Origin of the sequence: Okeania sp. SIO3I5 (assembly GCF_010672085.1) — a bacterium.
Classification (GTDB): Bacteria; Cyanobacteriota; Cyanobacteriia; order Cyanobacteriales; family Microcoleaceae; genus Trichodesmium.
Genome location: NZ_JAAHHT010000018.1, coordinates 13,745 through 38,080, shown reverse-complemented (window position 1 = coordinate 38,080; position 24,336 = coordinate 13,745). Strand labels below are relative to the sequence as shown.

23 protein-coding genes and 1 tRNA gene are annotated in these 24,336 nt (G+C 36.9%); 10 read left to right on the top strand and 14 right to left on the bottom strand.

Translation table 11 applies throughout. The annotated features are described in order from the left end of the window. Positions 1-89: 89 nt before the first annotated feature. Both F6K40_RS06785 and F6K40_RS06780 read right to left on the bottom strand, forming a co-directional pair. The gene (locus F6K40_RS06785; protein WP_293133188.1) at positions 90-1,058 is read right to left on the bottom strand and encodes an LLM class oxidoreductase; all 969 of its coding nucleotides are present in this window, start codon (positions 1,056-1,058) and stop codon (positions 90-92) included. Positions 1,059-1,193: 135 nt separating this feature from the next. Beyond that, on the bottom strand, positions 1,194-2,039 hold the full coding sequence (locus tag F6K40_RS06780) for an enoyl-CoA hydratase/isomerase family protein (RefSeq protein WP_293133185.1): 846 nt from the start codon (positions 2,037-2,039) through the stop codon (positions 1,194-1,196). 560 nt (positions 2,040-2,599) lie between these two features. Between F6K40_RS06780 and F6K40_RS06775 the strand changes: the two genes are divergently transcribed. Beyond that, positions 2,600-3,364, top strand: a complete 765-nt coding sequence (locus F6K40_RS06775) for an ABC transporter ATP-binding protein (protein ID WP_293133182.1) — start codon at positions 2,600-2,602, stop codon at positions 3,362-3,364. 284 nt (positions 3,365-3,648) lie between these two features. Here the strand turns inward: F6K40_RS06775 and F6K40_RS06770 are convergent, their stop codons facing one another. Beyond that, positions 3,649-4,080 carry a DUF1810 domain-containing protein gene (locus F6K40_RS06770; protein ID WP_293133179.1) on the bottom strand — a complete coding sequence of 144 codons (432 nt, stop codon included), beginning with the start codon at positions 4,078-4,080 and terminating at the stop codon, positions 3,649-3,651. A gap of 116 nt (positions 4,081-4,196) precedes the next feature. Beyond that, positions 4,197-4,511 (bottom strand): element excision factor XisI family protein, encoded by a 315-nt coding sequence (locus F6K40_RS06765; RefSeq protein ID WP_293133176.1) that lies wholly within the window; start codon positions 4,509-4,511, stop codon positions 4,197-4,199. A 1,256-nt stretch (positions 4,512-5,767) separates the two neighbouring features. Between F6K40_RS06765 and F6K40_RS06760 the strand changes: the two genes are divergently transcribed. After that, positions 5,768-6,403, top strand: a complete 636-nt coding sequence (locus F6K40_RS06760; protein ID WP_293133173.1) for a vWA domain-containing protein — start codon at positions 5,768-5,770, stop codon at positions 6,401-6,403. A 307-nt stretch (positions 6,404-6,710) separates the two neighbouring features. Here the strand turns inward: F6K40_RS06760 and F6K40_RS06755 are convergent, their stop codons facing one another. Beyond that, a complete protein-coding gene (locus F6K40_RS06755; protein WP_293133169.1) occupies positions 6,711-7,487 on the bottom strand; it encodes a hypothetical protein in 777 nt (258 codons plus the stop codon). 264 nt (positions 7,488-7,751) lie between these two features. On the opposite strand from F6K40_RS06755, the gene F6K40_RS06750 reads away from it, so the two are divergent. Then, the gene (locus tag F6K40_RS06750) at positions 7,752-9,170 is read left to right on the top strand and encodes an NADP-dependent isocitrate dehydrogenase (RefSeq protein ID WP_293133203.1); all 1,419 of its coding nucleotides are present in this window, start codon (positions 7,752-7,754) and stop codon (positions 9,168-9,170) included. A 1,038-nt stretch (positions 9,171-10,208) separates the two neighbouring features. On the opposite strand, the gene F6K40_RS06745 is transcribed toward F6K40_RS06750, so the two are convergent. From F6K40_RS06745 to F6K40_RS06730, 4 genes are all read right to left on the bottom strand, one after another. After that, the gene (locus F6K40_RS06745; RefSeq protein ID WP_293133166.1) at positions 10,209-10,427 is read right to left on the bottom strand and encodes a hypothetical protein; all 219 of its coding nucleotides are present in this window, start codon (positions 10,425-10,427) and stop codon (positions 10,209-10,211) included. Positions 10,428-10,435: 8 nt separating this feature from the next. Continuing rightward, a complete protein-coding gene (locus F6K40_RS06740; RefSeq protein ID WP_293133163.1) occupies positions 10,436-10,654 on the bottom strand; it encodes a hypothetical protein in 219 nt (72 codons plus the stop codon). An 84-nt stretch (positions 10,655-10,738) separates the two neighbouring features. Continuing rightward, positions 10,739-10,894: a hypothetical protein gene (locus tag F6K40_RS06735; RefSeq protein WP_293133160.1), complete on the bottom strand. Its 156-nt coding sequence runs from the start codon at positions 10,892-10,894 to the stop codon at positions 10,739-10,741. 72 nt (positions 10,895-10,966) lie between these two features. Further along, complete coding sequence (locus F6K40_RS06730) at positions 10,967-11,194, bottom strand: hypothetical protein (protein WP_293133157.1); 228 nt, start codon at positions 11,192-11,194, stop codon at positions 10,967-10,969. 93 nt (positions 11,195-11,287) lie between these two features. Here F6K40_RS06730 and F6K40_RS06725 point away from each other — a divergent pair, with 93 nt between their 5' ends. Next, positions 11,288-11,434, top strand: coding sequence for a hypothetical protein (locus F6K40_RS06725; RefSeq protein ID WP_293133154.1), 147 nt, complete (start codon positions 11,288-11,290; stop codon positions 11,432-11,434). A gap of 369 nt (positions 11,435-11,803) precedes the next feature. On the opposite strand, the gene F6K40_RS06720 is transcribed toward F6K40_RS06725, so the two are convergent. Together F6K40_RS06720 and F6K40_RS06715 are read right to left on the bottom strand one after the other, a co-directional pair. Then, the gene (locus F6K40_RS06720) at positions 11,804-12,382 is read right to left on the bottom strand and encodes a hypothetical protein (RefSeq protein WP_293133151.1); all 579 of its coding nucleotides are present in this window, start codon (positions 12,380-12,382) and stop codon (positions 11,804-11,806) included. Positions 12,383-13,534: 1,152 nt separating this feature from the next. Next, positions 13,535-14,158, bottom strand: a complete 624-nt coding sequence (locus F6K40_RS06715; RefSeq protein WP_293133148.1) for a 7-carboxy-7-deazaguanine synthase QueE — start codon at positions 14,156-14,158, stop codon at positions 13,535-13,537. Positions 14,159-14,340: 182 nt separating this feature from the next. On the opposite strand from F6K40_RS06715, the gene F6K40_RS06710 reads away from it, so the two are divergent. After that, positions 14,341-14,529 (top strand): hypothetical protein, encoded by a 189-nt coding sequence (locus F6K40_RS06710; RefSeq protein ID WP_293133145.1) that lies wholly within the window; start codon positions 14,341-14,343, stop codon positions 14,527-14,529. Between the two features lie 593 nt (positions 14,530-15,122). Here the strand turns inward: F6K40_RS06710 and F6K40_RS06705 are convergent. After that, positions 15,123-16,634 (bottom strand): MBOAT family O-acyltransferase, encoded by a 1,512-nt coding sequence (locus F6K40_RS06705; RefSeq protein WP_293133142.1) that lies wholly within the window; start codon positions 16,632-16,634, stop codon positions 15,123-15,125. A gap of 675 nt (positions 16,635-17,309) precedes the next feature. Between F6K40_RS06705 and F6K40_RS06700 the strand changes: the two genes are divergently transcribed. Beyond that, positions 17,310-17,382, top strand: a tRNA-Phe gene (locus tag F6K40_RS06700). Positions 17,383-18,377: 995 nt separating this feature from the next. Then, positions 18,378-19,619: an RNA polymerase sigma factor gene (locus F6K40_RS06695; protein ID WP_293133139.1), complete on the top strand. Its 1,242-nt coding sequence runs from the start codon at positions 18,378-18,380 to the stop codon at positions 19,617-19,619. 80 nt (positions 19,620-19,699) lie between these two features. On the opposite strand, the gene F6K40_RS06690 is transcribed toward F6K40_RS06695, so the two are convergent. After that, a complete protein-coding gene (locus tag F6K40_RS06690) occupies positions 19,700-19,855 on the bottom strand; it encodes a hypothetical protein (protein WP_293133136.1) in 156 nt (51 codons plus the stop codon). Positions 19,856-20,420: 565 nt separating this feature from the next. On the opposite strand from F6K40_RS06690, the gene F6K40_RS06685 reads away from it, so the two are divergent. Both F6K40_RS06685 and F6K40_RS06680 read left to right on the top strand, forming a co-directional pair. Next, entirely contained in the window at positions 20,421-21,185 is a 765-nt protein-coding gene (locus tag F6K40_RS06685) for a hypothetical protein (protein ID WP_293133133.1), read from the top strand. A 405-nt stretch (positions 21,186-21,590) separates the two neighbouring features. After that, positions 21,591-22,013: a hypothetical protein gene (locus F6K40_RS06680; RefSeq protein WP_293133130.1), complete on the top strand. Its 423-nt coding sequence runs from the start codon at positions 21,591-21,593 to the stop codon at positions 22,011-22,013. A 179-nt stretch (positions 22,014-22,192) separates the two neighbouring features. Here F6K40_RS06680 and F6K40_RS06675 read toward each other — a convergent pair whose 3' ends face one another. Next, positions 22,193-23,206: an Rpn family recombination-promoting nuclease/putative transposase gene (locus F6K40_RS06675; protein WP_365670439.1), complete on the bottom strand. Its 1,014-nt coding sequence runs from the start codon at positions 23,204-23,206 to the stop codon at positions 22,193-22,195. Positions 23,207-23,868: 662 nt separating this feature from the next. On the opposite strand from F6K40_RS06675, the gene F6K40_RS06670 reads away from it, so the two are divergent. Further along, positions 23,869-24,174, top strand: coding sequence for a hypothetical protein (locus tag F6K40_RS06670; RefSeq protein WP_293133127.1), 306 nt, complete (start codon positions 23,869-23,871; stop codon positions 24,172-24,174). The last annotated feature ends 162 nt before the right edge of the window (positions 24,175-24,336 follow it).

Genomic DNA, 24,336 nt, shown 5'->3' with positions numbered 1-24,336 from the left:
AGAACCGCCATACCTCTTAGGGGCGAATGGCATTCGCCCTCTATAGATAGCGTGTTGTCTAAGAATTTGCGTAAGTCCTATTAAATTTATTAAGTAAAGTTTGGTAATACATCATTTGCCAATCGTTTTAATGTTGTTTCGATATTGGCTCGGTTAAAGCGCAGGTTCAGCGCAACATGATTAATCCCGATCTCTTCTCGCAATTTCAGATAGCTTTTAAGGTGCTTAATTCCCAACCGCAATCCTAAATGAATAGGTAGCGGTGGTGTATCGGGATCTTCAACCAAATCAATATAAAGTGGTTCCATAACAGGTTGGTTCGGTCTTCCTAATTCTTCTAGCTGCGAGCGCCAATTACACACAATCTGGGTTTGCATGGCAATATTGCGCGGATAGATCATCCAACCGTCTCCATTTTGAGCAATCCATTTAGTATCTTGTTGACTACCACCTGTAATCAGAAGTGGTAGTTTACCAGATACTGGTTTTGGCAGCATATCCATCCCGCCATGAGGTTTACCGTAGATATTCTCAAAAACTGGCGTCACCTCGCTCATCCGTTTTATATACTCGAAACTATTTCTAAACCGTTCGCCGCGATCGGCAAAGGATAGGTTAAGTGCGGGATACTCTTCTGGGCGATCGCCTGAAGCAACACCTAAAATCACCCTGCCACCTGATAGCACATCTGCAGTAGCAGCAGCCTTGGCAACGTGGGCAGGATGACGCAGTGGTAAGATAACGCTGGCAACCCCCAGTGCGATGCGTTCAGTTTGTCCAGCCAGCAAACCTAAATAAACGAAAGGATCGTAGGTTTGCCCAGCATCACCAAAAGAAGGTACATTGAACGGCACATCACGCAACCAAACAGCAGAAAATCCTAGTTTTTCTGCCAATTGCACTCGTTCTATGTGTCGAACCATGGAAGGCACTGCCCCTGATGAGTAAGTCTCGATTGGGACTACTAATCCAAGACTCAATCGTCCCAAACGAAATACTGAATTATAGCCCTTATTAATAGATTGGAATCCTAATTGATTTGTTGTTTGTTTCAGCATTTTAAATTTTTGTCAATATATAGCGCTAGGGAAGAGGGAATAGGGAATAGTAAGTTTTAAAAGAGTTTTTCCTGCGGAAATGCTCCGCAAACAGGATTTATAAATGCCCTAACTTTTCCTTTTACTGCTACAACTTTATTGAATCTCCTGAATATCGATCACCCCTTGCTCCCAGTTACGCTGGTTTTCCATATCATTTTCAAAATTTTTGTCATCTGCGATTTGGAAACGCTTAATTGCTGGTGTTTTACTTGTTGCCTGATACAACCAGTAAGCTTCTTCTTTCAGGGCATCTGCAATTGGCTTGTCGATTGAAGCATAGACAGCCTGCTTACAAGCATTAATCGAATCAGCCGGGAAATGAGCGATGCGTTTTGCCAACTCATCCACATAAGCACCAATTTTGTCAGCATCAAGAGCTTTATTAATCGTGCCATAGGCTTCTGCTTCGTCAGCATCAAAATCACGGGCACTTAAAATAATTTCCAATGCACGTCCTAAACCTGCCTGACGAGCCATGCGTGATGCACCACCACCACAAGGCAGAATGCCCATACCAACTTCCATCTGCATGAACTTTGCCTTACCACGAGCTGCAAAACGCATATCGCAGGCTAGGGCAAATTCATGGCCCCCACCCCGTGCGAACCCTTCGATCTTAGCGATAGTTGCCTGTGGAATTTTACTGATACGCTCCAGCGTAGTCTGTAGATAGAGTAGTTCTACCTCGTCACGTGATACTGCTGTCGTAGACATATCTTTCAGGAAATTCGTGTCAGCATGCGCCACAAAAATTTCTGGGTGCGCAGACTGGAAAACAACAACCTTAACACTACGATCGCCCTCAAGTGTTTCCGCCAAACGATTTAGATCGTCTAGCATCGGAATACCTTGAACATTCACAGGGGGGTAATCAAAAGTAACAGTAAGGACTGCTCCGTCTTTTGTCGCGTTGAATGTAGTGTAGTTTTCGTAAGTCATATTTATCTCCTTTTGCAAAACGCAGCCACTTAAGACTTAGGCACATCAGCAAGCTATCGCCTTGAGGCTTGAAATCCTGTTAGCTTTAGCACGGGTTGCTGACTGTTTTATGAGTTCTATTGTTAAAAGTATAATAAAAACCCAAATAATGACAAGTACGCACAAATTTTTCATATAGTTACTTAAAAGGAACTATTGAAAAGTTTGGAGAATTATGGCACAGAAAAACAATTACTGAATAACTGTACTTTTGGAAAAAAATCAAGTAAAATGGAAAACAAAAGAGCAAAAAAAAATGATTTACTATTTACTATTTAATAGCTACAAGAGAATCAAAAAGTTTTTGTGCAACACCAAGCTAATCAGGACTTACGCAGAAGCGCCATATTTTAGTAGGGGCGAATGCCATTCGCCCTCTACGGATAGCGTACTGTCTAAGAATTTGCGTAAGTCCTGCTAATTTTAGAATTCCTTTGGAAGTAGATGCAAGTATAATTAATTGCTTTCCTATCAACAATTGAAGTGATTTTACCTTACTTTTTTTTAAAATTCCAGTGACTATGCAATACAAATCATCTGAAAATAACTCGGTAATTATTCCAGAGAATAAAACCCAAAAAACAGTCATCGTTGGTTTAGAAAATGTATCTAAAATTTATCTTATGGGCGATGTAGAAGTTCGTGCTTTAAATAGCGTTACTTTAACTATAGAAGCAGGAGAATATTGTTCTATTATGGGAGTGTCCGGTTCCGGTAAATCTACTTGCATGAATATTATCGGTTGTCTTGATCGCCCCACATCAGGCAATTATTATCTTGACAGTTTAGACATAGCTAATACCTCAGAAAAAGAATTAGCTAAAATTCGTAATCTGAAAATCGGATTTGTCTTTCAGCAATTTCATTTATTACCTCAAATGACTGCTCTTGATAATGTCATTTTACCAATGCTTTATGCTGGAATTTCGGGTAAAGAAAGAAGGGAAAGAGCAGCAGCAGCTTTAAAGCAAGTCGGATTAGAAAATCGGATGAATAATAAACCCAATCAACTATCAGGAGGGCAACAACAAAGAGTAGCGATCGCTCGTGCAATTGTTAACCGTCCAGTATTATTATTAGCGGACGAACCTACGGGTGCTTTAGACACTAAAACTACTCAGGAAGTTTTAGATATTTTCACAGAATTAAATGCTAGTGGTATTACCGTAATAATGGTGACTCACGAACCAGAAGTTGCCAAACAAACTAAGCGGATAATTTGGTTTACTGATGGTCAAGTTGTTAATTCTAATTTGACTCCTGAAAAACTGCATAGTTTGGTTTAAATTCAGTTATAGCGCTCCGCGCTAGGGAATAGGGAATAGGGAATAGGGAATAGTAAACTGTCAAAGGGTTTTTCTTATAGGAAAATGCTCCGCAAAGAGGATTTAGAAGTGTCCTAATCTTTGCTTCGACTACTATATTAGTTATTAGTTATAGCAATATGAAATTATTCGTGAAAAAAACTTTAGGAGTTTGGAAACCAAACCCCTACGATAAAATCTTACAACCTATTTAGGATTGCTACATGAGTTATTAATTCATTATTTTGTCAGGATAAATTAAATGTTTACCCTAATATATAAAGGGTTTTTACATCTTTTTTTTTCTCAAAATATTTATCAATAATACGAGCAAATATGGAACTAGGTTTTGCTACATGAGCAAACAATGTCATAGAAGATTTCAGTTTCAAATCATCAGGAAAACCAAAGATTTCTGAAATTGATTTTCCTTCAAGGGCAATAACAATTTCTGCACATTCTAAAAGTCTTTTGCCAAGCACAGGATGATTTAGATATTCTTGAGCTTCTTCTATACTTTTTATGGCATAGTGTTTTGATGTTGGACTTGTTCCTAATCCATCTATTTGAGGGAATATGTACCACATCCAATGAGTCTGTTTTTTGCCGTTTTTTAGCTCTTTGATAACAGTTTCATAGATTTTATCTTGAGCGCTAATAAAACGATTTAAGTCATGGGGGTCTTTATTAGTTGTCATATCGTTTACTTTAATCATTATTGACAAAAAAAGATGTGAAATAATTTCCTGAAATTACTGTAGCATAAAAAAAAATTGAGCCTATACAGTCTTAATTTTTGATTTTTTTAGCTTTATTAAGAAACAGCAAAATTACAGATTTTGCGTCGTTCAGGTGTTTTGTAGGCAAGTACAATTTGCTTAGGAGAAATTCCTAATTTGACAAGTTCATTTGCTATTCCTTCTTCTGTACCGTCAAGTTGTATCCAAATTTTTTGGTTGATAATGTCGATTTGTGAAAAAGTTAGCGATCGCGCAACAAAAATATTGATAATTTTTCGATAGTCAAGTAGTAGACTGACACAGCTAAAACTGTGCACTCTTATTTTTGTTTCTAGGTATCTTTTCCTCCCCACCCGGACCACACGGACCACACGGACCACCCGGACCATATTCCGCAGCATTTTAGATGAAACAGTCCAGTAGTGGACTGTTTCAGCTAAAACTGTGCATGATTATTTTAGGTTGTGGGAAGACAAGGAAGACAAGGAGGACAAGGAAGACAAGGTGGTAAGGGAGAAAAAAGCCTATTGCACTATTTAAGATGAAACAGTCCAGTAGGGTGCGTTAGACGGCCTAAATTCAGAATATGAGTCTATGGTTATGTCTAGGAGATATTGCCAGGGAGATTCTGAACCATACCGACAGCAAATCATGCCGATAACTGTTCTTTTGTTGTTGGTGTTTGTTATTTTTACCGAAATAATTAAACAATTAAACAATTAAACAATCAGGACTTACGCATAACCACCATACCTAGTAGGGGCGTTAACGTTTGCGGAGCATTCCGTAGGAAAGTTGTGCGAAGCTAACGGCCGGAAAGCCCCTACATCTGCTGTATAATTCAATATTTTGCGTAAGTCCTGACAATTCAATAATTCAGGTTTAAAGCCTCCTGGGTAAAGGGGAAAAAAATAAACTTTTTCCTTATTGGATTGGTCAATCCTCTCCCTTTTACGGAGAGGTAATTATCCATTATCCATTATCCATTATTGAAAGCGATCGCTCTCTCGTTTTCGTTCCCCAGAAAGTAAGACTAATTATTATTGAGATTTATATAACTAAAAATAATCTTTTTAGTATATTTATTTTTTTATACTATGAATGGCCATCTAAGAAAGATGGCCTTTTTTGTTAAAAAAATCAAATGTAGCAGTAAAAGGCAGTAAAGTGACAGTAAAAATAATAAATTAATTCAAATATATATAACGCTACTTGAAAAGGGAACAGGGAACACTTAACTGGGAACAGGAGACTTTTCAAGGCTTTTCCTAGGTCATGCTGCGCAAACAGGATTTAGAAATGTCCTAACCTTAATGCGTAGTGCTATACATATATTTAGAGGCTATTTTTTATTGATGTGGCAGCACTAACTGATATGGGCTAAAACCTATATATATCAATATTTTTATCTGCAAATGGCAGTTCTGGCAGTACAGCATTCTCAAATTTTTAGTCAAAATGTATAATTGATAGAAACTCAAACAACACGAAGATTGCATCAACAAAAGCTTTTAGGATTTCACTATTCTTGCTATTGCTAGAATATTGATAGATTTTTTCTCACAAAAGCTTGAAAAACATTGATAAACTGTAGTTTTTTGATTAAACTATATTGTTCCTCACTAAAATCCTAGGTAAAAGTTCTATGTCTGAGAACCATTTGTTGCTGGAAAATAGAGACTATACATTTATTTTCGCCAGAAGTCTTGTAAGCTGGTCTCCTTCCCATCCTTATTATGAGCATTGGCTAGCAGCGCAAACAAAAATAATTGATTTAGCAAAATGTTGTCAATCATTAGATAATGATGGAATTACTGTTTACTTGGCCTCAAGTCCTTTTATTAAACATACAAACACAGAAGTCGTAAAATTAGCCCAACTATTTCAGATTAAAGATCCCCCAGAAACAATGGATTTAGTAAGTAGTCTTCAAGATGCTATTGATGACTATTTTCAGCGCCGAGATGCCAAGCAAACTCAAAATGGGGATATTATCTTAGTATTAGTAGATCAAATATCTAAGGAGCAAGAATCACTTAGCAATCTAATTATAAATGCTACTGAAAAAATTGATTTGATTCCAGGTACAGAAAATAGTTATGAGTTAGGAATTAGTTTTTTACAGATAGGTGAAGATCCAGCTACAAAAGAATTTTTGACTTATCTTGATGATCGCCTTGTTGAAGCTGGTGCAAAATGTGATATTGTCGATACAAAGTTCTGGTATGAAATTAAGCAAAAATCTCTTGTAGATATTCTGATTCATGCCTTGGTTGACTAGCAAAGTCTATTCAAGAATCAGAAATCAGATCAAATCTGGATAATTATATGAGGAGATGAGGAAATGCGCATATTTGCACAATTTTTTGTTTTTCATATAAGAAAAACAACTCTACCTCACGCTTCTTGAGAAACACCATATACTTTATTTGATTTGGCAAATATATTATCTTCTTAAAATTTCTGCTATTTATATTACTATTTTCCTGGAAAAATATACAAAAATAATTAAACTATGGCTTTGGTGATTTTGGCTATGGTTTTTGTAATTATGTTGCTTGAGTTTTTTTGTTTATTTAGGCGATCGCTCATAATTTATTGGCATAATAGTAAGTCTCTTTCTGTAATTCAAATATCTGCATCTGTTTTTCTATCAACATTAGTATTTTTCTTGAGTCTTTAACTCTATCTTCTACTTGTTTTGTTTTGGAATTTTTGACAATTTTGATTATCTGTTTGTGTGCAATCTTTCGTTTTTGAAAAAAGTTGATTCTGTTTTCAAGTTCGTTAAATGTTTCTACATTTTTTTTTCTTATATACCTAATCCTAAGTCTAAGGTATTGAGGATTGAAGTATTGAATAAATAATAAGAACAAAAACAACCTAGCAAAAAGTACAACTTCTTTTGCAAATAATTGACAATTTTCTAAATTAAAAGGTAAGTATTGTATAGTAGAAACAAAAAGATCCACAACTTCTTCTTTGAAGGTTTTAGAACTCCCAATATTAATCTGGAAATGTTTGCATGAAAACTCTTTGAGGGCGACTCTCATATTTTCTTTTTCATTCATACAACCTAGACAATAAATATACCCAATATATGCTAAGAATAATCGTTCATTTTTTTCCATATTTCGAGCATCTGTAAAACACTTGTATGCTTCATCTACAAAAAATTTCTTTCTCTCAATTGTCTTTGCTCTTTGACTATTTTCTAAGTGTTTAATACCTGAATTTAATTCTGAATTTATCAATTTGTCTATTTTGACATTTAAAGATTCTATAAAACCAGTTAATTCGGCTATTTTTAGACCTGCATTAAAACCTTGAGTCAATGATGAAATATTAAAATTAAAATCAACCATAATAATCTAATTAGATAAACACCTTATTAGAGACTAGCAGAGATAATCTCATAGTTTGAAGACAAATTTTGCGCATATATTATCTTCGTAAAAATTCTGCTATTTATGTTACTATTTTCCTGCAAAAATCTACAAAAATAATTAAATTTTTTCCTCTTCCTTCACTTAAATTCTAAAAAAATCTTATGTATATTTAAAGATGTACTATTATACATTAGATAATCTGGACACAAAGAAATGTATTGTAGCCAAGACTATCAAGGTATGTACGAAAAAATAACTCCCCCAACCACAGGTTCTAAAGTCACTTTCAGCAATGGTCAACCGAATGTTCCCGAGGACCCTATTATCCCATTTATTCGGGGTGATGGTACTGGAGTAGATTTATGGCCCGCATCTCAAAAAGTCTTTGATGCAGCGATCGCTACTGCCTACGGAGATAAACGCAAAATTAACTGGTTTAAGGTCTACGCTGGTGATGAAGCGTGCGACAAATATGGTACTTTCCAATATTTGCCGGAAGATACCCTTGCTGCCATTAGAGAATTTGGTATTGCCATCAAAGGTCCCCTGACAACTCCAATCGGTGGGGGTATTCGTTCCCTAAATGTGGCGTTGCGTCAAATTAATGATCTATATGCTTGCGTTCGCCCTTGTAGATATTATGCGGGTACGCCTTCTCCTCACAAAACACCGGAAAAATTAGATGTCATTATTTATCGGGAAAATACGGAAGACATTTATTTAGGAATAGAATGGCGGGAAGGAACTGATATTGCTAGCAAGTTGATTGACATTTTAAACAAAGAGTTAATTCCTGCTACTTCCGAACATGGCAAAAAGCAAATTCGCCTCGACTCTGGTATTGGTATTAAACCTGTGAGCAAAACTGGTTCCCAACGTTTGGTAAAGCGTGCTATCCAAAATGCTTTGCGTTTACCTAAGTCTAAACAAATGGTGACTTTGGTACATAAGGGTAATATTATGAAGTACACTGAAGGCGCATTTCGTGACTGGGGTTATGAGTTAGCAACTACTGAATTTCGTCAAGAATGTGTGACTGAAAGAGAATCTTGGATACTTTCTAATAAGGAGGAAAATCCTAATATTAGTAGTGAGGAAAATGCTCGAAAAATTGATCCTGGTTATGATGCTTTAACTCCAGAAAAAAAGGCTGAAATTTGTCAAGAAGTTGAGGATGTATTGGCAGCTATTTGGGATAGTCATGGGGATGGAAAATGGAAAGATAAAATTATGGTAAATGACCGAATTGCTGATAGTATTTTCCAACAAATTCAAACTCGACCAGGGGAGTATTCTATTCTGGCAACTATGAATTTGAATGGGGATTATTTATCTGATGCTGCTGCTGCTATTGTTGGTGGTTTAGGTATGGGTCCTGGTGCTAATATTGGTGATGAATGTGCTATTTTTGAAGCAACTCATGGTACGGCTCCAAAACACGCTGGTTTAGATAGGGTAAATCCTGGTTCTTTGATTCTTTCTGGTGTGATGATGTTGGAATATATGGGTTGGCAAGAAGCGGCAGATTTGATTAAAAAAGGTCTTGAGGTTGCTATTTCTAATGGTGAGGTTACTTATGATTTAGCAAGGTTAATGGAACCACCTGTGCCAGCTTTGAAATGTTCTGAATTTGCTGATGCAATTATCAAACATTTTTAATAATGGATAATGAATAATGGATAATTGATAATTGATAATTGATTAGTACCTACACAGAATTATTTACACAAATAATGCCTAATAGAGCAAGGGTTTTACACTCTAAAATGTGTAATTAATTTTGTTTACCTGCTTAATTGATAATTAGAGATAGTTTTTATGGCGTTGCACAATTAGGAGTGATCAACCCGAAAGTAGATATTTTTGGATAACTATTTCCTCAACATAAGTACAGTTGAAAATCTATGATCATTTTTTAATGTGCAACCCCGTTTTTATTATCTATTATTCGTTAAATATAGCAATTCCCAAAAAGCGTGAGGTACAAAATTCTTTGGTTTTAGGGAACAGGGAATAGGGAACAGGGAATAGGGAGTAGGATGAGTCGGGAATTTTCCGACTGTTACGTAGGTCGCAATAATCAATTCATTTTCTGAAGCACCCCGCCAGGGGTGATGAGTCGGAAATTTTTCCGACTGTTACGTAGGTCGCAATAATCAATTCATTTTCTGAAGCACCCCGCCAGGGGTGATGAGTCGTAAAAATTTCCTTCTGTTGCGTATAGAGCAATAGTATATTCATTTTATGAAGCACCCCGCCAGAGGTGATGAGTCGGGAAATTTTTCTTCTATTGCGTATAGAGCAATAATAGATTCATTTTCTGAAGCACCCAGTCAGAGGTGATGAGTCGGGAAATTTTGCCGACTATTGCGTATAGAGCAATAATAGATTCATTTTCTGAAGCACCCAGTCAGAGGTGATGAGTCGGGAAATTTTGCCGACTATTGCGTATAGAGCAATAATAGATTCATTTGCTGAAGCACCCAGTCAGAGGTGATGAGTCGGGAAATTTTGCCGACTATTGCGTATAAAGCAATAATAGATTCATTTTCTGAAGCACCCAGTCAGAGGTGATGAGTCGGGAAATTTTTCTTCTATTGCGTATAGAGCAATAATCAATTCATTTTCTGAAGCACCCCGCCAGAGGTGATGAGTCGGGAAATTTTGCCGACTATTGCGTATAAAGCAATAATAGATTCATTTTCTGAAGCACCCAGTCAGAGGTGATGAGTCGGGAAATTTTTCTTCTATTGCGTATAGAGCAATAATAGATTCATTTTCTGAAGCACCCCGCCAGAGGTGATGAATCGGGAAAATTCCTTCTATTGCGTATAGAGCAATAATCAATTCATTTTCTGAAGCACCCCGCCAGGGGTGATGAGTCGGAAAAATTTCCTTCTGTTGCGTATAGAGCAATAATCAATTCATTTTCTGAAGCACCCCGCCAGAGGTGATGAGTCGGGAAATTTTTCTTCTATTGCGTATAGAGCAATAATAGATTCATTTTCTGAAGCACCCCGCCAGAGGTGATGAATCGGGAAAATTCCTTCTATTGCGTATAGAGCAATAATCAATTCATTTTCTGAAGCACCCCGCCAGGGGTGATGAGTCGGAAAAATTTCCTTCTGTTGCGTATAGAGCAATAATCAATTCATTTTCTGAAGCACCCAGTCAGAGGTGATGAGTCGGGAAATTTTTCTTCTATTGCGTATAGAGCAATAATCAATTCATTTTCTGAAGCACCCCGCCAGAGGTGATGAGTCGGGAAATTTTTCTTCTATTGCGTATAGAGCAATAATAGATTCATTTTCTGAAGCACCCCGCCAGGGGTGATGAGTCGGAAAAATTTCCTTCTGTTGCGTATAGAGCAATAATAGATTCATTTTCTGAAGCACCCCGCCAGGGGTGATGAGTCGGGAAATTTTTCTTCTATTGCGTATAGAGCAATAATAGATTCATTTTCTGAAGCACCCAGTCAGAGGTGATGAGTCGGGAAATTTTTCTTCTATTGCGTATAGAGCAATAGTATATTCATTTTCTGAAGCACTCCGCCAGAGGTGATGAGTCGGAAAAATTTCCTTCTGTTGCGTATAGAGCAATAATAGATTCATTTTCTGAAGCAACCCCGCCAGAGGTGATGAGTAGTAAAAAATTCCTTCTATTGCGTATAGAGCAATAATCAATTCATTTTCTGAAGCACCAAAGCAGAATTTATCTCAGAGAGTAAGTCAAAGAAAACTACTTCAACAGTTCAAAATGATAATGTCGATCTAGATGTGGTAATTAACTTAGCAATAGAAGTTCTGGAAAATGCTGATTTTCTAGAAAAATGGGATATTGATAAACTGTTTAAGCAAATTGGCAAACCAGCTATCTCTCCCTTAATTGAAATTATTAAATATCGAGAAATAGACCTAGAGTAACGTTGGTTTATGACTAGGATATTGGCAGAATTTAACAGTGAAGAAGTCCTAGAATTTATGGGAAATATAATTGTTAGTTTAGAAGCGGTATATTCACATGAAATAGCAGCATAAATTTTAGCAAATTTCAGTGATTCAAAAGTTGATTTATTAACAGATTTATTGGCAAAACCAGAATCAAGATTATTGGTAATAAAAGCTTTAGCTAAAATTTACTGTACCAGAAAATCACAGCATTCTTAACTATGGTTAAACCAGAGGTAATTATCAATTATCAATTATCAATGATCAATAGTATTTCAAGTATTTCAACCTTATAACTTCAGCACTCCGTACTGATAACTGATAACTGATAACTGATAACTGATATTAGTCATCCACAACTTGGGCCCAATCTGGAAAGGAAGGAGGAAAGAAATTAATATCGTAGTCAGATTCTTCCCACTCATTAACCCATAGTGGTACTACTCCTACCCCTGATATGGGAGTTCTAGAGAATACCCTTTCCTTAGATTCGATAGTGTGAAATATCTGCTTGAGGGTATCTCCAAGATTAAGGGTAAAACTCAAAAGTTCGTCTAACTCTGGATCGAGTCGCTTAACTCTTTGTTTCTCATCCTCAACCCATAATAGTTTTAGAGATTTTAGGGATCTGGGGCTAAGTTGACTGCGATAATAAACACGTTTAAGTTGGGCGACAGGTTCAAGACTTCTTTCCACCCGACGAATTTGCTGTAATCGGAGAAAGTGCCACTCTGCCAAACGTTTTCGATTTTCAGGCGGTATTTTTCCTTTGCTATTAGAGTGTTTGAAGGCATACTTAGCGCAACTACATCCAAGATTAGCTAACAAATGGATTAACTGTCTCTCTTTCGGGGTTGCTTGTCTTCTTTCTGCAGTTCTCGTAATAACCCTTTTTCTGCGTGTAGTAGTTGTTGTGTCCATCATTTTGGTCGATAATACTAATCAGAACATATTACTAGAATAATCCAAGGTAGAACTCTAATCCGTAGCAGAGAGTTCTACCTATCTCTATCTCTAAGCCTAATTTTTCTATACTAACTTCCTGAAGTTATTTCAGCTTTCCTCATTATTATTCTTCACTGTTTACATCTTTTTCCCTCTCACCGTCCTCATTAGTGGCCTCGTAACTAATTGTTTGACTCTCTTCAATAGTCGTCTTATTAGATAGGCCAAAATTCCAGGCATTGGCCTTTGGAACATGACAAAACGTCAAGCCTGCGGAGGCTATTAACCCTAAAGCGATAATATTCTGTTTCATAGTAGTAGATGAACCCTGTTTAGTTATTTGGAATGAACTACTGATACTCTTGCAACCTGTAAAAACTGGGTTTTTGCAAAAGCCCTCTTGTCTTCCAAAGAATCAGTCTGTAATTATATAAACAGCATAGGCACGACCTGATGGATTACAAAAACCGGAAGTGAGGTGTTAGTAGTATTATTACTATTCTCTCCCCAATTCTAGTATTTGGGATGTGGAGACTAAACCGTTAGGGAGTTAAACCATCAGGTAATTAGTCCATCTAGGAGTTATCCATCAGGGGTATCTACATTTTTAACTATCAGGGTGTATCTCCATCTGCAGTTCTGAACTTGCTGTCTATAAGGAAATTAATGATTGAATCATTAATCCAAATAGGCAGCTTTTTTTATCTATCTGAAGTTCTGTGAGTGGAAGGATTAAGGAAAGAGTAAATAGCAAGGCCAAGGACTAAATTTAATTTTTCTCCACTTAGTTATTTGGCGAATATTGAGTTTAATTCCCTCAACAAATTAAAGATTCGTGGCTTTCAATTAAAACTATTTTCAGTTTTATTTAAAATTGACCTTCTTCAGACTTTTAAAACTGCGTTTTTAAGAGCGGAGTTTCAATTAATAGACATCTCCAAAAATAAAAAATGAAATAATTCAAGATATGAAATCAACAATTTTATTCCCTCACAGGAGTGCGCGTTCCCTCTCTTGGTCGATTGGATATGGCGAGGTTTCCTCGCCATCTCTCGACCGCTTGCGACTATCGTCGTCGCGGGGTCGCACCGCTATTCCCTATTCCCTGACAACTGCCACGAAGTCTAATAGTTATTGCACTCCTAAATACTTATGTAACTGCACCGAGAGTCGGTAATTAGGATATTCCTGAAGTAATTCTAAGACTAATGGTAGAGCCAAATTGCGACTATACCATTCAGACTGTAGATAAACTGGAATATTTTTATTTGCTAATAAAATTTTACTATAAAATTCTAATTCTTTGCCAGTTTCTATCACTAATTTTATTTCTGAAGCTCGCATCCACATTTGCGCTACAACTGGATATTTAGGACTAATATGTTGTTTAGGACTAAGAGTTACCCAAGTGTTAGGGGAAATATTTTGCCAATAGCAACCGGAGGTTTCTATTGAAACTTTTCTACCGGTAGCTTCTATTTTGTTTACTAAAGCAGGTAGTTGTTTATGAATAAAAGGTTCACCACCAGAAATAACAACTCTGGGAGAAAATAATTCATTAATTAACTCATCAAAAGTTCTCAGTTGTCTTGGTAAACCAACTCCTCCATTAGCGTAACCAGTATCACAATAATGACAACCTACTGGGCAACCTGCAAGACGAATAAAGTCTACTGGTGTACCTGCCCAATAACCTTCTCCTTGAATAGTTTTTTGGAATGTTTCATGGATGGGAATTGTTAAATTTTCTGTCATGTTTGAGTTATAAATAAGAAGAAAAGAATGGATTTTGTTTTAGTCATTGACTTCTTCAATAATGGTACTCAAGTTCTATAATAAATACATACAATAGGTATTACAGGCAAGATGCCTGTGCTACATTAATATTAATTATGTTGAAAATTTTGGTGTCAACAATTCGGTAGTGCGTCAAGGAAGTGTGGGAAGTGTGGGAAGTGTGGGAAGTGTGGGAAGTGTGGGAAGTGTGGGAAGTGTGGGAAGTGTGGGAAGTGTGGGAAGTGTGGGAAGTGTGGGAAGTGTGGGAAGGTAAACCTTCCGGCGCCAACAACCAAACAACAAAGAAAAATACAGGCACTAATAAAACTTTCAATTGCCAATTTATTTGACTGAAATATTTCGGAAAATATTTTGATGAAAATTGTGGTGTGAGATTGATTTTTGATTGGTAATTCCTTTGGGTTTGAAGAGCAACTTAGGTTTGGAGACCAAACCCCTACCCTCAAATCTTACAAGCTATTTAGGATTGCTATTATATTGGAGAAACTCAGCACAAATAATCTAATTTTGATTGGAATATTTCGGAAAATATTTTGATGAAAATTGTGGTGTGGGATTAATTTTTGATTGGTAATTCCCTTGGGTTGCTAGACCAACTTGGGTTTGGAGACCAAACCCCTACCCTCAAATATTAAAACCTATTCACACTAATCTATTTTCCTTCTTTAAAAATCAAAGTAAATATCAGGTAAACCTTCCGGCGCCAACAACCAAACAACAAAGAAAAATACAGGCACTAATAAAACTTTCAATTGCCAATTTATTTGACTGAAATATTTCGGAAAATATTCTGATGAAAATTGTGGTGTGAGATTGATTTTTGATTGGTAATTCCCTTGAGTTGCGAGACCAACTTGGGTTGGGAGACCAAACCCCTACCCTCAAATATTACAAGTTATTCAGACTAATCTATTTTCCTTCTTTAAAAATCAAAGTAAATATAAGGCAAACCTTCTGGCGCTAACAACCAAACACCAAACAAAAATACAGGCACTAATAAAACTTTCAACTGCCAATTTAACTGTAATTTCAGACCTCGATGAAACCAATAATTAACCGCCATAAGCACCACAACTCCACAAATTAACCACACCAACTGTAACCTTTCTAAACCCATTGCCTCTAGATAAACTTTATCGGCAAATTGAATATCCGCATCATAACCCCACCAATGAGAAATTACCCAAAAAGAATCTCTCAAATTTGGCAATCTAAAAAATATCCACCCACCAAAAACCATACTTTGGGTTAACAACCAACTTACCAAAATTCCTAACCAACTTTCCCAGATTTTCTGTATTTTAAATTGTTGAGAAACTACCTCTACTAACCGATGAACAACTAATGCTAAACCATGTAAAATTCCCCAAACAATAAACCCCCAACTCGCACCATGCCAAATACCAGCAATTAACATCACAATTAACAAGTTCAAACAAGTACGAAATAATCCTACCCTCGAACCTCCCAATGGAAAATACAAATAATTTCTCAACCAATCTCCTAAAGTCGTATGCCACCTACGCCAAAATTCTGAAATACTTGTACTGAAGTAAGGAAAATCAAAATTTTGTGGCAAATTTAAACCCATTAAAAAAGCACTACCACGAGCAATATCAACATAGGCAGTAAAATCCAGATAAAGTTGTAATCCATAAGCAACAGTTGCTAACCATAAATCCCCACTTCCTGCTCTTTGCAAATTACCAAAACTCAGCTCTACAAAAATTCCTAAATTATCAGCTATTAAAGCTTTTTTTACTGCCCCAGTTGCGATTAACCAAATTCCTTCCGTAATTTGTTCTAAATTTGGGAATTTTAAAGCTGGTATTTTAACTGAAACTTGACTATTTTTCTTGCTAGTCATTCCTAGCTGATTTTGCAAATAATGATAGCGAGTAATCGGACCAGAAATAAGTTTGGGAAAAAATAATTTATAAGATGTAAATTCTAGCCAAGAAGTAGCAGGAGGGGCACCTCGATAAATGTCTATTAAATAAGCGAGACATTCAAAACAAAAAAAACTTAATCCTAAAGGAGCTATCAGATTATTGTCAAACCAATTAGCGGTTTCTAAAATATTAGGTAGATTGTAAAGTATGCCAATACTATTTAATATAAAAGGTATATATTTAAAGCTTAATAAAAGTAAGATATTAGAGACTATACCTAACCACAATAGTAGTAAGCGACGGCGGTTCCATTTTGTATTAGCAATGCGCCAGTCTTTCGGTTCCCCAATAGCTTGAGCAAGGTAAAAATTTAATAGGGTAATTATTAATAACAGTGGAATATATTCGGGTTGAATAGTAGCGTAGAAAATTAAACTCGCAATTAAGAGGATTAATACTCGCCAAGACTGTCGTGGCATTAGCCAGTAGATTCCTAATACTATTAATAAAAATAGAGCATAGTTAAAGGAGATAAAAGTCATACCGTTTTACGGAATTCAAAATTCAAAATTTAAAATTCAAAAGTAAGAGTTTATAGGTTTAGACACTCCTTGTAAAAGGAACATTAAGTCGCTAACCAAAATCTTAACTGTCCGCCCTAACCCACCGAACATACCGAACATTAAGCACTCTATTTGTAACATTCTTTTTTCACGCTTGGTATTAACGGAATTCAAAATTCAAAATTTAAAATTCAAAAGTAAGAGTTTATAGGTTGAGACACTCCTTGTAAAAGGGATATTAAGTCGCTAACCAAAATCTTAACTGTCCACCGTAACCCACCGAACATACCGAACATTAAGCACTCTATTATCAGTTATTAGTTATCAAGTTATCAGCACCTCCAGTCATCTCATTGCTTTAATTCTTAGTTTTACCTTTTGAATTTTGAATTTTGAATTTCTTACAGTAGGGACGTTCCATGGAACGTCCCTACTGGGTTTGTTATAGTCGATGTGGTTCATCAATCAGAAAAGCGCTGTAAATTCAGTACCTCCAGTCATCTAATTGCTGTAATTATTATTTTTGACTTTCTTAAATTCTTACTTTTGAATTTTGAATTTTGAATTTTTCTCCTACACCTAATAATAAAAAAAATTCCAAAAGTGCTTGTCAAAATTATTTTAGTCTGCTATATTAGTGAAAGTGAAAAAAAAGCCGGGATAGCTCAGTTGGTAGAGCAGAGGACTGAAAATCCTCGTGTCGGCGGTTCAAGTCCGCCTCCTGGCATTTAGACCTATATTATTCCATTATTTGTGACCTAATCTTTCTATAGAAAGGAATTAGGTTATCAGACTGCCTTGCTAGCTAGGTTAGTCCAAATTGAAATGGATTTGTAAAGATGTAAAGGCGTCTTATTCCCTTAAAAATAGGACACCCATAAACCGGCCCAGTGATTCGCCTTATTTTTCAAATCACTAATTTCAGGATAATTGGCATTTTATGCACATCAAAAGAATGCTAATCCACTTTTATATTTAACTTTCCTTCGGGGAAGTCAAAGCTCTCCATCCCCCCTAACCCCCCGTGCTTATGGTGGAGGGGAGCGGAGGGATGGGAAAGCCTGGGCCCGGATTCGGATACCTTCATAAGCTAAACGTTCAGCAAGCCCAAGACACAAGCTAGGAGCATTTTGTTATTATCAATGTCAAAACAGGGGGAGGACATCACCTCTGTATAAACAGCGGTCAGGGTTTCCCAGACTGAAGAATCCCGCGTTGTCCATCCCCCCTAACCCCCCTTTGAAAGGGGGGAATAGAAGGGCAACGTCGGGAGTATGTCAAGATCCTCTCTAACTAGGGCTTGCTGATTAACTCTCAAAGAATTGATATATAAAGGCTTTAGCCTTTTTTTTGTGTCAAAAAGTACCAGGTTTTCAGCTGTTGTTGCTCAAAAAGTTAGCATTTTGGGCAAGAGTTGGCCCAAAAATTATTCCCCTACTCCTGGAAAAAACTTTTTCAGCAAACCCCAACTATCTCTCCCACTTCTCTCTAAAAAAGATTGATTTTATGGGATTGACAAACGCAACGTATTGTGAATATCCAAAAGAAAGATTGATTTTATGGGATTGACAAATGCAATTTTTATGCAGTGCTAGGAAAATTAAGTAGATATTAAAAAAAATATATTGAAAAGATATAGATTTTAATAGATTGACGTTGACTCAACAATAGAAATATGATCGCAGAGAAAGTTTAAACACTTTGAATACGCCTAATTAATCTATGCTGCATCTCAAGGCTGAAGAAAAAGCACAGTTAACAGATATCATCGCAGAGAATTCTACTCATGGAGGAGGAAGTCTGTCTATGCATGCGACTATGACTCCCCCTCCTGTGGCAGTCCAGTCAGGAAACCGGAAAAATCCTCAGAAATTGGAGCAGGAGGATATAGAAAAAGAGTTTTGGCAGGTATGGGGCGACCATAGAGATCGGCTTTATCGTTACTGTTTGAGGTTGATGAACTCTAACCATGCAGATGCCGAGGATGCTTTGAGTGAGGCAATGGTGAAAGCATGGAATATGGTGCGCAAGTTTGCGGGGAAAATTGCTAATTTGCCTGCTTGGTTGATGACATTGACTCGCAACTTATGTCTCGATCTCATCCGCAAACGTTCTCGGGGTGCTGTGGGTGTTGATGATATAGAGTGGGTTGGTGATAGTGGAGAAATGGGTGTGGCATCGGCGGTGGAGTTGCCGGAGCAGGTTTTGGAGAAGGATGAGAGGTCAGTGGTTATTCGACGGGCGATCGCTTCTTTGCCCGAACGGATGCGGTTGACTTTTATTTTACATTTTTATGAAGAGCTGTCTTATGAGGAAATTGTCGAGCAGCAAGGAATTTCCATAGATTGTGTTTACAAGCGGATATCTCTGGCACGGAAAAAGTTGAAGTCGAAGTTGAGCCGTTATTTTATTGACTTTGATGGGTCGGTGTTGGGTGAGGGGCTGGAATTAAGGGAGGGCAAAGAGTCGCGGGAGAAACTGGAAGATTTAGCCAAAGTGTCGGTGCAGGATATATCGGCGACTCCAGGGGTGTCTGGGGAAGAGCAGAAGAGGGAAGAGTTGGAAGTGGTGAGTGTGGAAATTGCCCCAGAAAATTCTCAGGGGTTGGAGACGATGACGGTATCGGTGGCGGAAGAGTGTGTTGAGGTGGATGTGGCAGAAAAATCGGAGTTGGTGGATGGTGCAGGGTTGTCGAAGGGTATGGTTGAGGAAAAGATTGGAGATGGGGCAAATGTTTGTGATGAGAATGTGCTGTCGCTGATGAGGTTAGTTGTGTTGTTGAGTTCGATGTTGGGTGTGATATGGACTGGATGTGAAGAGGCTCCTTTTAATGAATGGTGGCGCAAGGGGTTGATGTGGCTGGGCGATCGAGGGGGTATCCTTACTGATGTTGTTTTACAGCGATCGTGGATAGTCTCGAAGTTGCTGAGTTTGAGAAGAGATGAGATTGTGGTGAGGAGATAGGGGGCGATGTCAATAAACCCTTACCCCATATTACAGCGGTTTTCATATAGGTAATGGTCCTCCTCCACGTTGCTTTGGATTCACAGTTCTATCGGGTTCGATAATGCCGCTCTGAAATTACGGACAAAAGTTAAACTAACTTGAAACCTTTGTGCTATTTGACGTTGAGAACCTTCTTGGTTTTGATAGGCCCTAAGCACAGGTCGGCCTAAATTTTGTGAATATGGTCTGGCCATTTTTGTTGTTTGGCGTTGGCGGAGCCTAGCGGCAGCTACATCGCTCTAGATAACTATTTTGGTCATGAGCCACATTTTACATTTTTGTGGTTCATTCATATGAAAAGCGCTTTCAATAATGGATAATTACCTCTCCCTAAAAGGGAGAGGATTGACCAAAAAGGAAAAAATTTATTTTCTTCCCCTTGAAAGAGTCGGCTTTAAACCTGATTGAAAGAGAAGGCTTTAAACCTGAATTATCTAATTATTTAATTGTTTAATTGTTTAATTGTTTCGGTAAGGGCAGGATGAGACGATTGAATGGAGATTGGACTTATCTAGAAAATGCCGAGGAACAATTGCGAATAGCATCTGAATTCTTATATTCATACAGTAATATTTGTGAGGGGGAATTGAGGCTGAGAGGAGAAGCAATCGCAAAAAAAAATCAGAAATTCCATGGCGAGATCGTTCTCTTTATAGAACTAGATAAATCAAGGAAGTTTGGCTTGAAGTCAGATATTCTTAGATTGGTTTTATGTTCTAGGAGCTATAGGTTCCAGTAAAAAATTCAAGGAATATAACGATGAAAAACGCGATCAAGTTTTTGGCAGTTTTGATTCTTGCTTGTACAGTAACTTTTGGTGTTCAAGTGAAGGCCGCGACTGCTATCACGAGTTACACTTTCAACCTGAGAAATCTTGAGCGAAATCCAGTTGAGATGTGGCTGTTTTTAGATAGTCCACAATTTTCTCAAGACCCTGGAGAAATTTTTCAAAACTCAAACACCTTCTTAGAGATTCCTCCATACACACCTGAGGAAACCCAGAAATTTGTAGCCCATGTGCAATACAAGCTTGAAGCAACGCAACAAAATGAACCTGTTGGGTTAGATACTTATATAACGTCGGATTTTTCAAAAGAAGTGGATTTAAAAAACGGCTATTTAGTGGAGTATAGTAGCGATAAGGGAGGATATCCAACTATAGAGGATTACAACACTAGTCGCCAACCTACATCAAAGAATCTGATTGCACAAACAAATAAATTTGAACCTGTGCCTGATTATTACAATGCTTTAACCTTTGGAGTTACTACAACCGAAGGCACGACTGGAGTAACCTGGGAACCAGAACCCAATATTGACTATACGATCACACCTACTCTCACATTTTATATAGCTACTGGGGAGTATCAAGAAAATGTACTGGCTCAAATTGATGCCACTTCTGCTGAGAATGCAAAAATTACAACGGGTTATGGTGGCGATTTCAATAACTTCAATAATGTTTGGGTAACCTACAACCAGGATGGAACTTGGACTGTAGAGAATCAACCCTGGCAGGACTAACCTTTTTGGCTGTGGGGCAGTTAGAAAATTTGGAATTAGACATCTAAGCTTTCTACTGTCTCCATTTTTCCCATTCTTTGTGTAACAATATCTTTAAGTAGGCTTGGTGGCAAAGTTAGCAAGTGGGAGAGGCAAGAGGTAAGAGTGGGTTAATGAAAAGCCGGTTTGTCCTAGTTTACAGCGCTTTTCAGATTGATGAACCACATCATCAATAACCAAAACTCAGTAGGGGCGAATGGCCATTCGCCCCTACTGTGGTCTACTGAAATTAAAACCGCTGTAAAATACATTTCGCCCTTACCTAGACACTTTTTGCACCTCTTCACTGCCTCAAGCACTTGCTTAATATAGATTTTTGAATTCTTCATTTTTTGAGAATAATTAATGTCGCTGCATAAATAACTTATGGAAGCTATATCTACCGATTTCTCTATTTATGTCACAATAATGAACCAAGTGACTAATGACTTCATTATTGTTTCTCAATCCAACAATCATGGTACTTATAACCCTCAATCTTTACCAACAACCATTATACACAAGGATCAGATATCCTTTACTTTGCAAGGAAGTATACTAACAGGTTCTGAAGGAAAGGTAACTTATGAAGAAGAGGGAACAGGAAAACGTATCACCTTTGCCTTTAAATGCCCTCGAATTGATAACAATTCTCTCTCTATTCCCTTAAATAATACCAGCTGTGACATTACATACTATGGATCGAATCAGTTTATTGAATGGAATCCTCATGGTACTAACTGGGGACCATCTAATAACTTTCCCAAGAGGGGACATCCTTTGCATGCACTGTTTGTTATAAGCTCGTGATTCAAACACTTTAGCTGGTAATTTATTTTTCAATTGTAACGGTAAAGTTCTGCTTTTTTCAGCAAGTCCTAATACACCATTTCCAATTCAGAGTTACCAACAGCAATCACCTCCCAAACCACAGTCATACTTTAGCAATGATGTTCTCCTGGAGTCAATAAAGCGATCGCCTCACTAAATTAAGACTGCAAACGTTCCTGCAACCAACTTTCCAAATCTACCAAACTATTCAAACTTAAAAACACCTTCACCAAATCCTCCACATCTGCTAAAGGCAAACCTTCTATCTGACTATTAATCTCTTCAGAAACCTCTCCAAAACGTTGAGTTATTAATAGCTTGATTAGAGCGATCGCTTGATCGTGCCGTCCTCTTGCTTCTCCAACTTCTTCTGCATAAGTTATCCGTCCTCTTTCATCTTGCATCGCTATCCCTCGGTTTTCAACTATCTCTAACTCCTCTGGACTCATATTAATAAAGTTGGCAATATTTAATGCCTGTTCTATTTCCGCAACTTCCCCCAAATTCTCTGGTATCTCATCAAAACTAGCCGCCTCTTGCAGAAAATAAATCCACTTATCTGTCAAACTCTCTAACTCTGACAAACTTTTTTTAAACTTCGGCAGTTCCACAAAAATTAACCGCAATTCTTTTTCCAAGCATTTAAACTTTTTAGTTTCCTCTTGAAACACAAATTTATTAATATAATCATCTTTATTAATATTATCATCACTATTTTTAAACAGAATAAAATCCGTAATTGTCAGAGCTATTACCGGATTTAATAAAGGATAATTCTCCCCTTTATCCAACTGATTAGCATAAGCTTTAGACAAATTGTAAGCCACCCTCTTATTAAAAGCAGTCATTCGTGCCATTTGCATTTCAATAATTACAATAGAACCATCAACCAAAACTGCTTTAATATCCAAATAAGTTTCTTTTAAACTGATAGTTTTACCAGGATTAAAAGGATTGACAATCGTTAAATCCTTAATAGTTTTTTCTCCATCATAAATTATCGCATTCAGAAAACTAATTAAAATCTCTTTGCTTTGCTCAGAACCAAAGATTTTTTTAAAAGCATAATCAACCTTGGGATTGATAAATTTCATAATAGCTTTTCTCCCTATAGAACCAGAAGTATTACTAAACATTTTAAGATAAAATCCAGTAGTATTAGTATAATTCATGCCTTAATTGGGTTTGGAAACCAAACCCCTACCAAATTTGGAGTTTTTGCCAATACTGTCAGACTATCGCCTAAATATCACTAATTATTGTGCAAAAAGAGCGATCGCCTTACTCAATTAAGACCTCAAAACTTCCTGCAACCAACTTTCCAAATCTGCCAAACTATTAAAACTTAAAAATACCTTCACCAAATCCTCCACATCAGAACCAAAGATTTTTTTTAAAGTATAATCAAGCTTGGGATTGATAAATCTCTTATGTGCTTGATCCCATTATTTAAGAAACTATTTTTGTTTTGGCCACTAAATAAAAATATAGCAGATGGGAAAATTTCCAGTTTTGTAGGTAAGATATAGTTTGAGTAAAAATTATAAGTATTCATGTCAGCATTCAGCTATTAACAGTCAGGTCTGAGCTTATTAATAAAAGAAGCAAGCATCAGTTTAACTTCTCCTACGATTTTCAGCCTGAGAATTAAAGCTATAAAAACAACGAATTTGAGTAGTAAACTTTTACAATACAATAGTAAATTTTTGTGGTGGGAAATATAGATGTATCTTGGAAACTGATAGCTAATAGCTGACAGCTGAATTATTACTTATTGATTATAATTAGACTCTTTGTTTAAGTTATTCTCGCTAATTTTTCAGTGGAGTGAAAGATGCTTTTGTTAGTAATTGAAGTAAATATAATTATATCAATTTTTGGCTTTTACCTAGCTTGGAAAATCTGGAGATTTAAACAGATATTATTAAAATTAGAACGCAATCTTAGCTTAATAGAAAATTGCACCAATAATATACTCACCAAAACACCTGAATTTCTACAACTTCGACTACAAAAGGTAAATCAACTACGACAACTATATCAACAACTGGATGGACAAGTTCAACAGGTGCAGCAAGTAATATCCATGTTTTGGTTGCTCAGAACAATTTGGCTTCGTTATAGTAGAATTTGGCGTTAAAGTAATAGATTTCTTGCAGAAGTCAGGGAATAGGGAACAGGGAATAGGGGTATGAAATTATTTATTTGAGTCTGGAATTAATTTAAACAAAATTGTGCTACTTACGAATCACCTCATCCCCCAATCTCCCTATCAATCTTTAGTAGCAAACATCATCAACAT

Coding starts and splice junctions, on each gene's coding strand:
- F6K40_RS06785 (WP_293133188.1), bottom strand. CDS start 1,058: ATGCTGAAACAAACAACAAATCAATTAGGATTCCAATCTATTAATAAG.
- F6K40_RS06780 (WP_293133185.1), bottom strand. CDS start 2,039: ATGACTTACGAAAACTACACTACATTCAACGCGACAAAAGACGGAGCA.
- F6K40_RS06775 (WP_293133182.1), top strand. CDS start 2,600: ATGCAATACAAATCATCTGAAAATAACTCGGTAATTATTCCAGAGAAT.
- F6K40_RS06770 (WP_293133179.1), bottom strand. CDS start 4,080: ATGACAACTAATAAAGACCCCCATGACTTAAATCGTTTTATTAGCGCT.
- F6K40_RS06765 (WP_293133176.1), bottom strand. CDS start 4,511: ATGGTCCGGGTGGTCCGTGTGGTCCGTGTGGTCCGGGTGGGGAGGAAA.
- F6K40_RS06760 (WP_293133173.1), top strand. CDS start 5,768: ATGTCTGAGAACCATTTGTTGCTGGAAAATAGAGACTATACATTTATT.
- F6K40_RS06755 (WP_293133169.1), bottom strand. CDS start 7,487: ATGGTTGATTTTAATTTTAATATTTCATCATTGACTCAAGGTTTTAAT.
- F6K40_RS06750 (WP_293133203.1), top strand. CDS start 7,752: ATGTACGAAAAAATAACTCCCCCAACCACAGGTTCTAAAGTCACTTTC.
- F6K40_RS06735 (WP_293133160.1), bottom strand. CDS start 10,894: ATGAATCTATTATTGCTCTATACGCAACAGAAGGAAATTTTTCCGACT.
- F6K40_RS06720 (WP_293133151.1), bottom strand. CDS start 12,382: ATGATGGACACAACAACTACTACACGCAGAAAAAGGGTTATTACGAGA.
- F6K40_RS06715 (WP_293133148.1), bottom strand. CDS start 14,158: ATGACAGAAAATTTAACAATTCCCATCCATGAAACATTCCAAAAAACT.
- F6K40_RS06705 (WP_293133142.1), bottom strand. CDS start 16,634: ATGACTTTTATCTCCTTTAACTATGCTCTATTTTTATTAATAGTATTA.
- F6K40_RS06695 (WP_293133139.1), top strand. CDS start 18,378: ATGCTGCATCTCAAGGCTGAAGAAAAAGCACAGTTAACAGATATCATC.
- F6K40_RS06690 (WP_293133136.1), bottom strand. CDS start 19,855: ATGGCCAGACCATATTCACAAAATTTAGGCCGACCTGTGCTTAGGGCC.
- F6K40_RS06685 (WP_293133133.1), top strand. CDS start 20,421: ATGAAAAACGCGATCAAGTTTTTGGCAGTTTTGATTCTTGCTTGTACA.
- F6K40_RS06680 (WP_293133130.1), top strand. CDS start 21,591: ATGGAAGCTATATCTACCGATTTCTCTATTTATGTCACAATAATGAAC.
- F6K40_RS06675 (WP_365670439.1), bottom strand. CDS start 23,206: ATGAATTATACTAATACTACTGGATTTTATCTTAAAATGTTTAGTAAT.
- F6K40_RS06670 (WP_293133127.1), top strand. CDS start 23,869: ATGCTTTTGTTAGTAATTGAAGTAAATATAATTATATCAATTTTTGGC.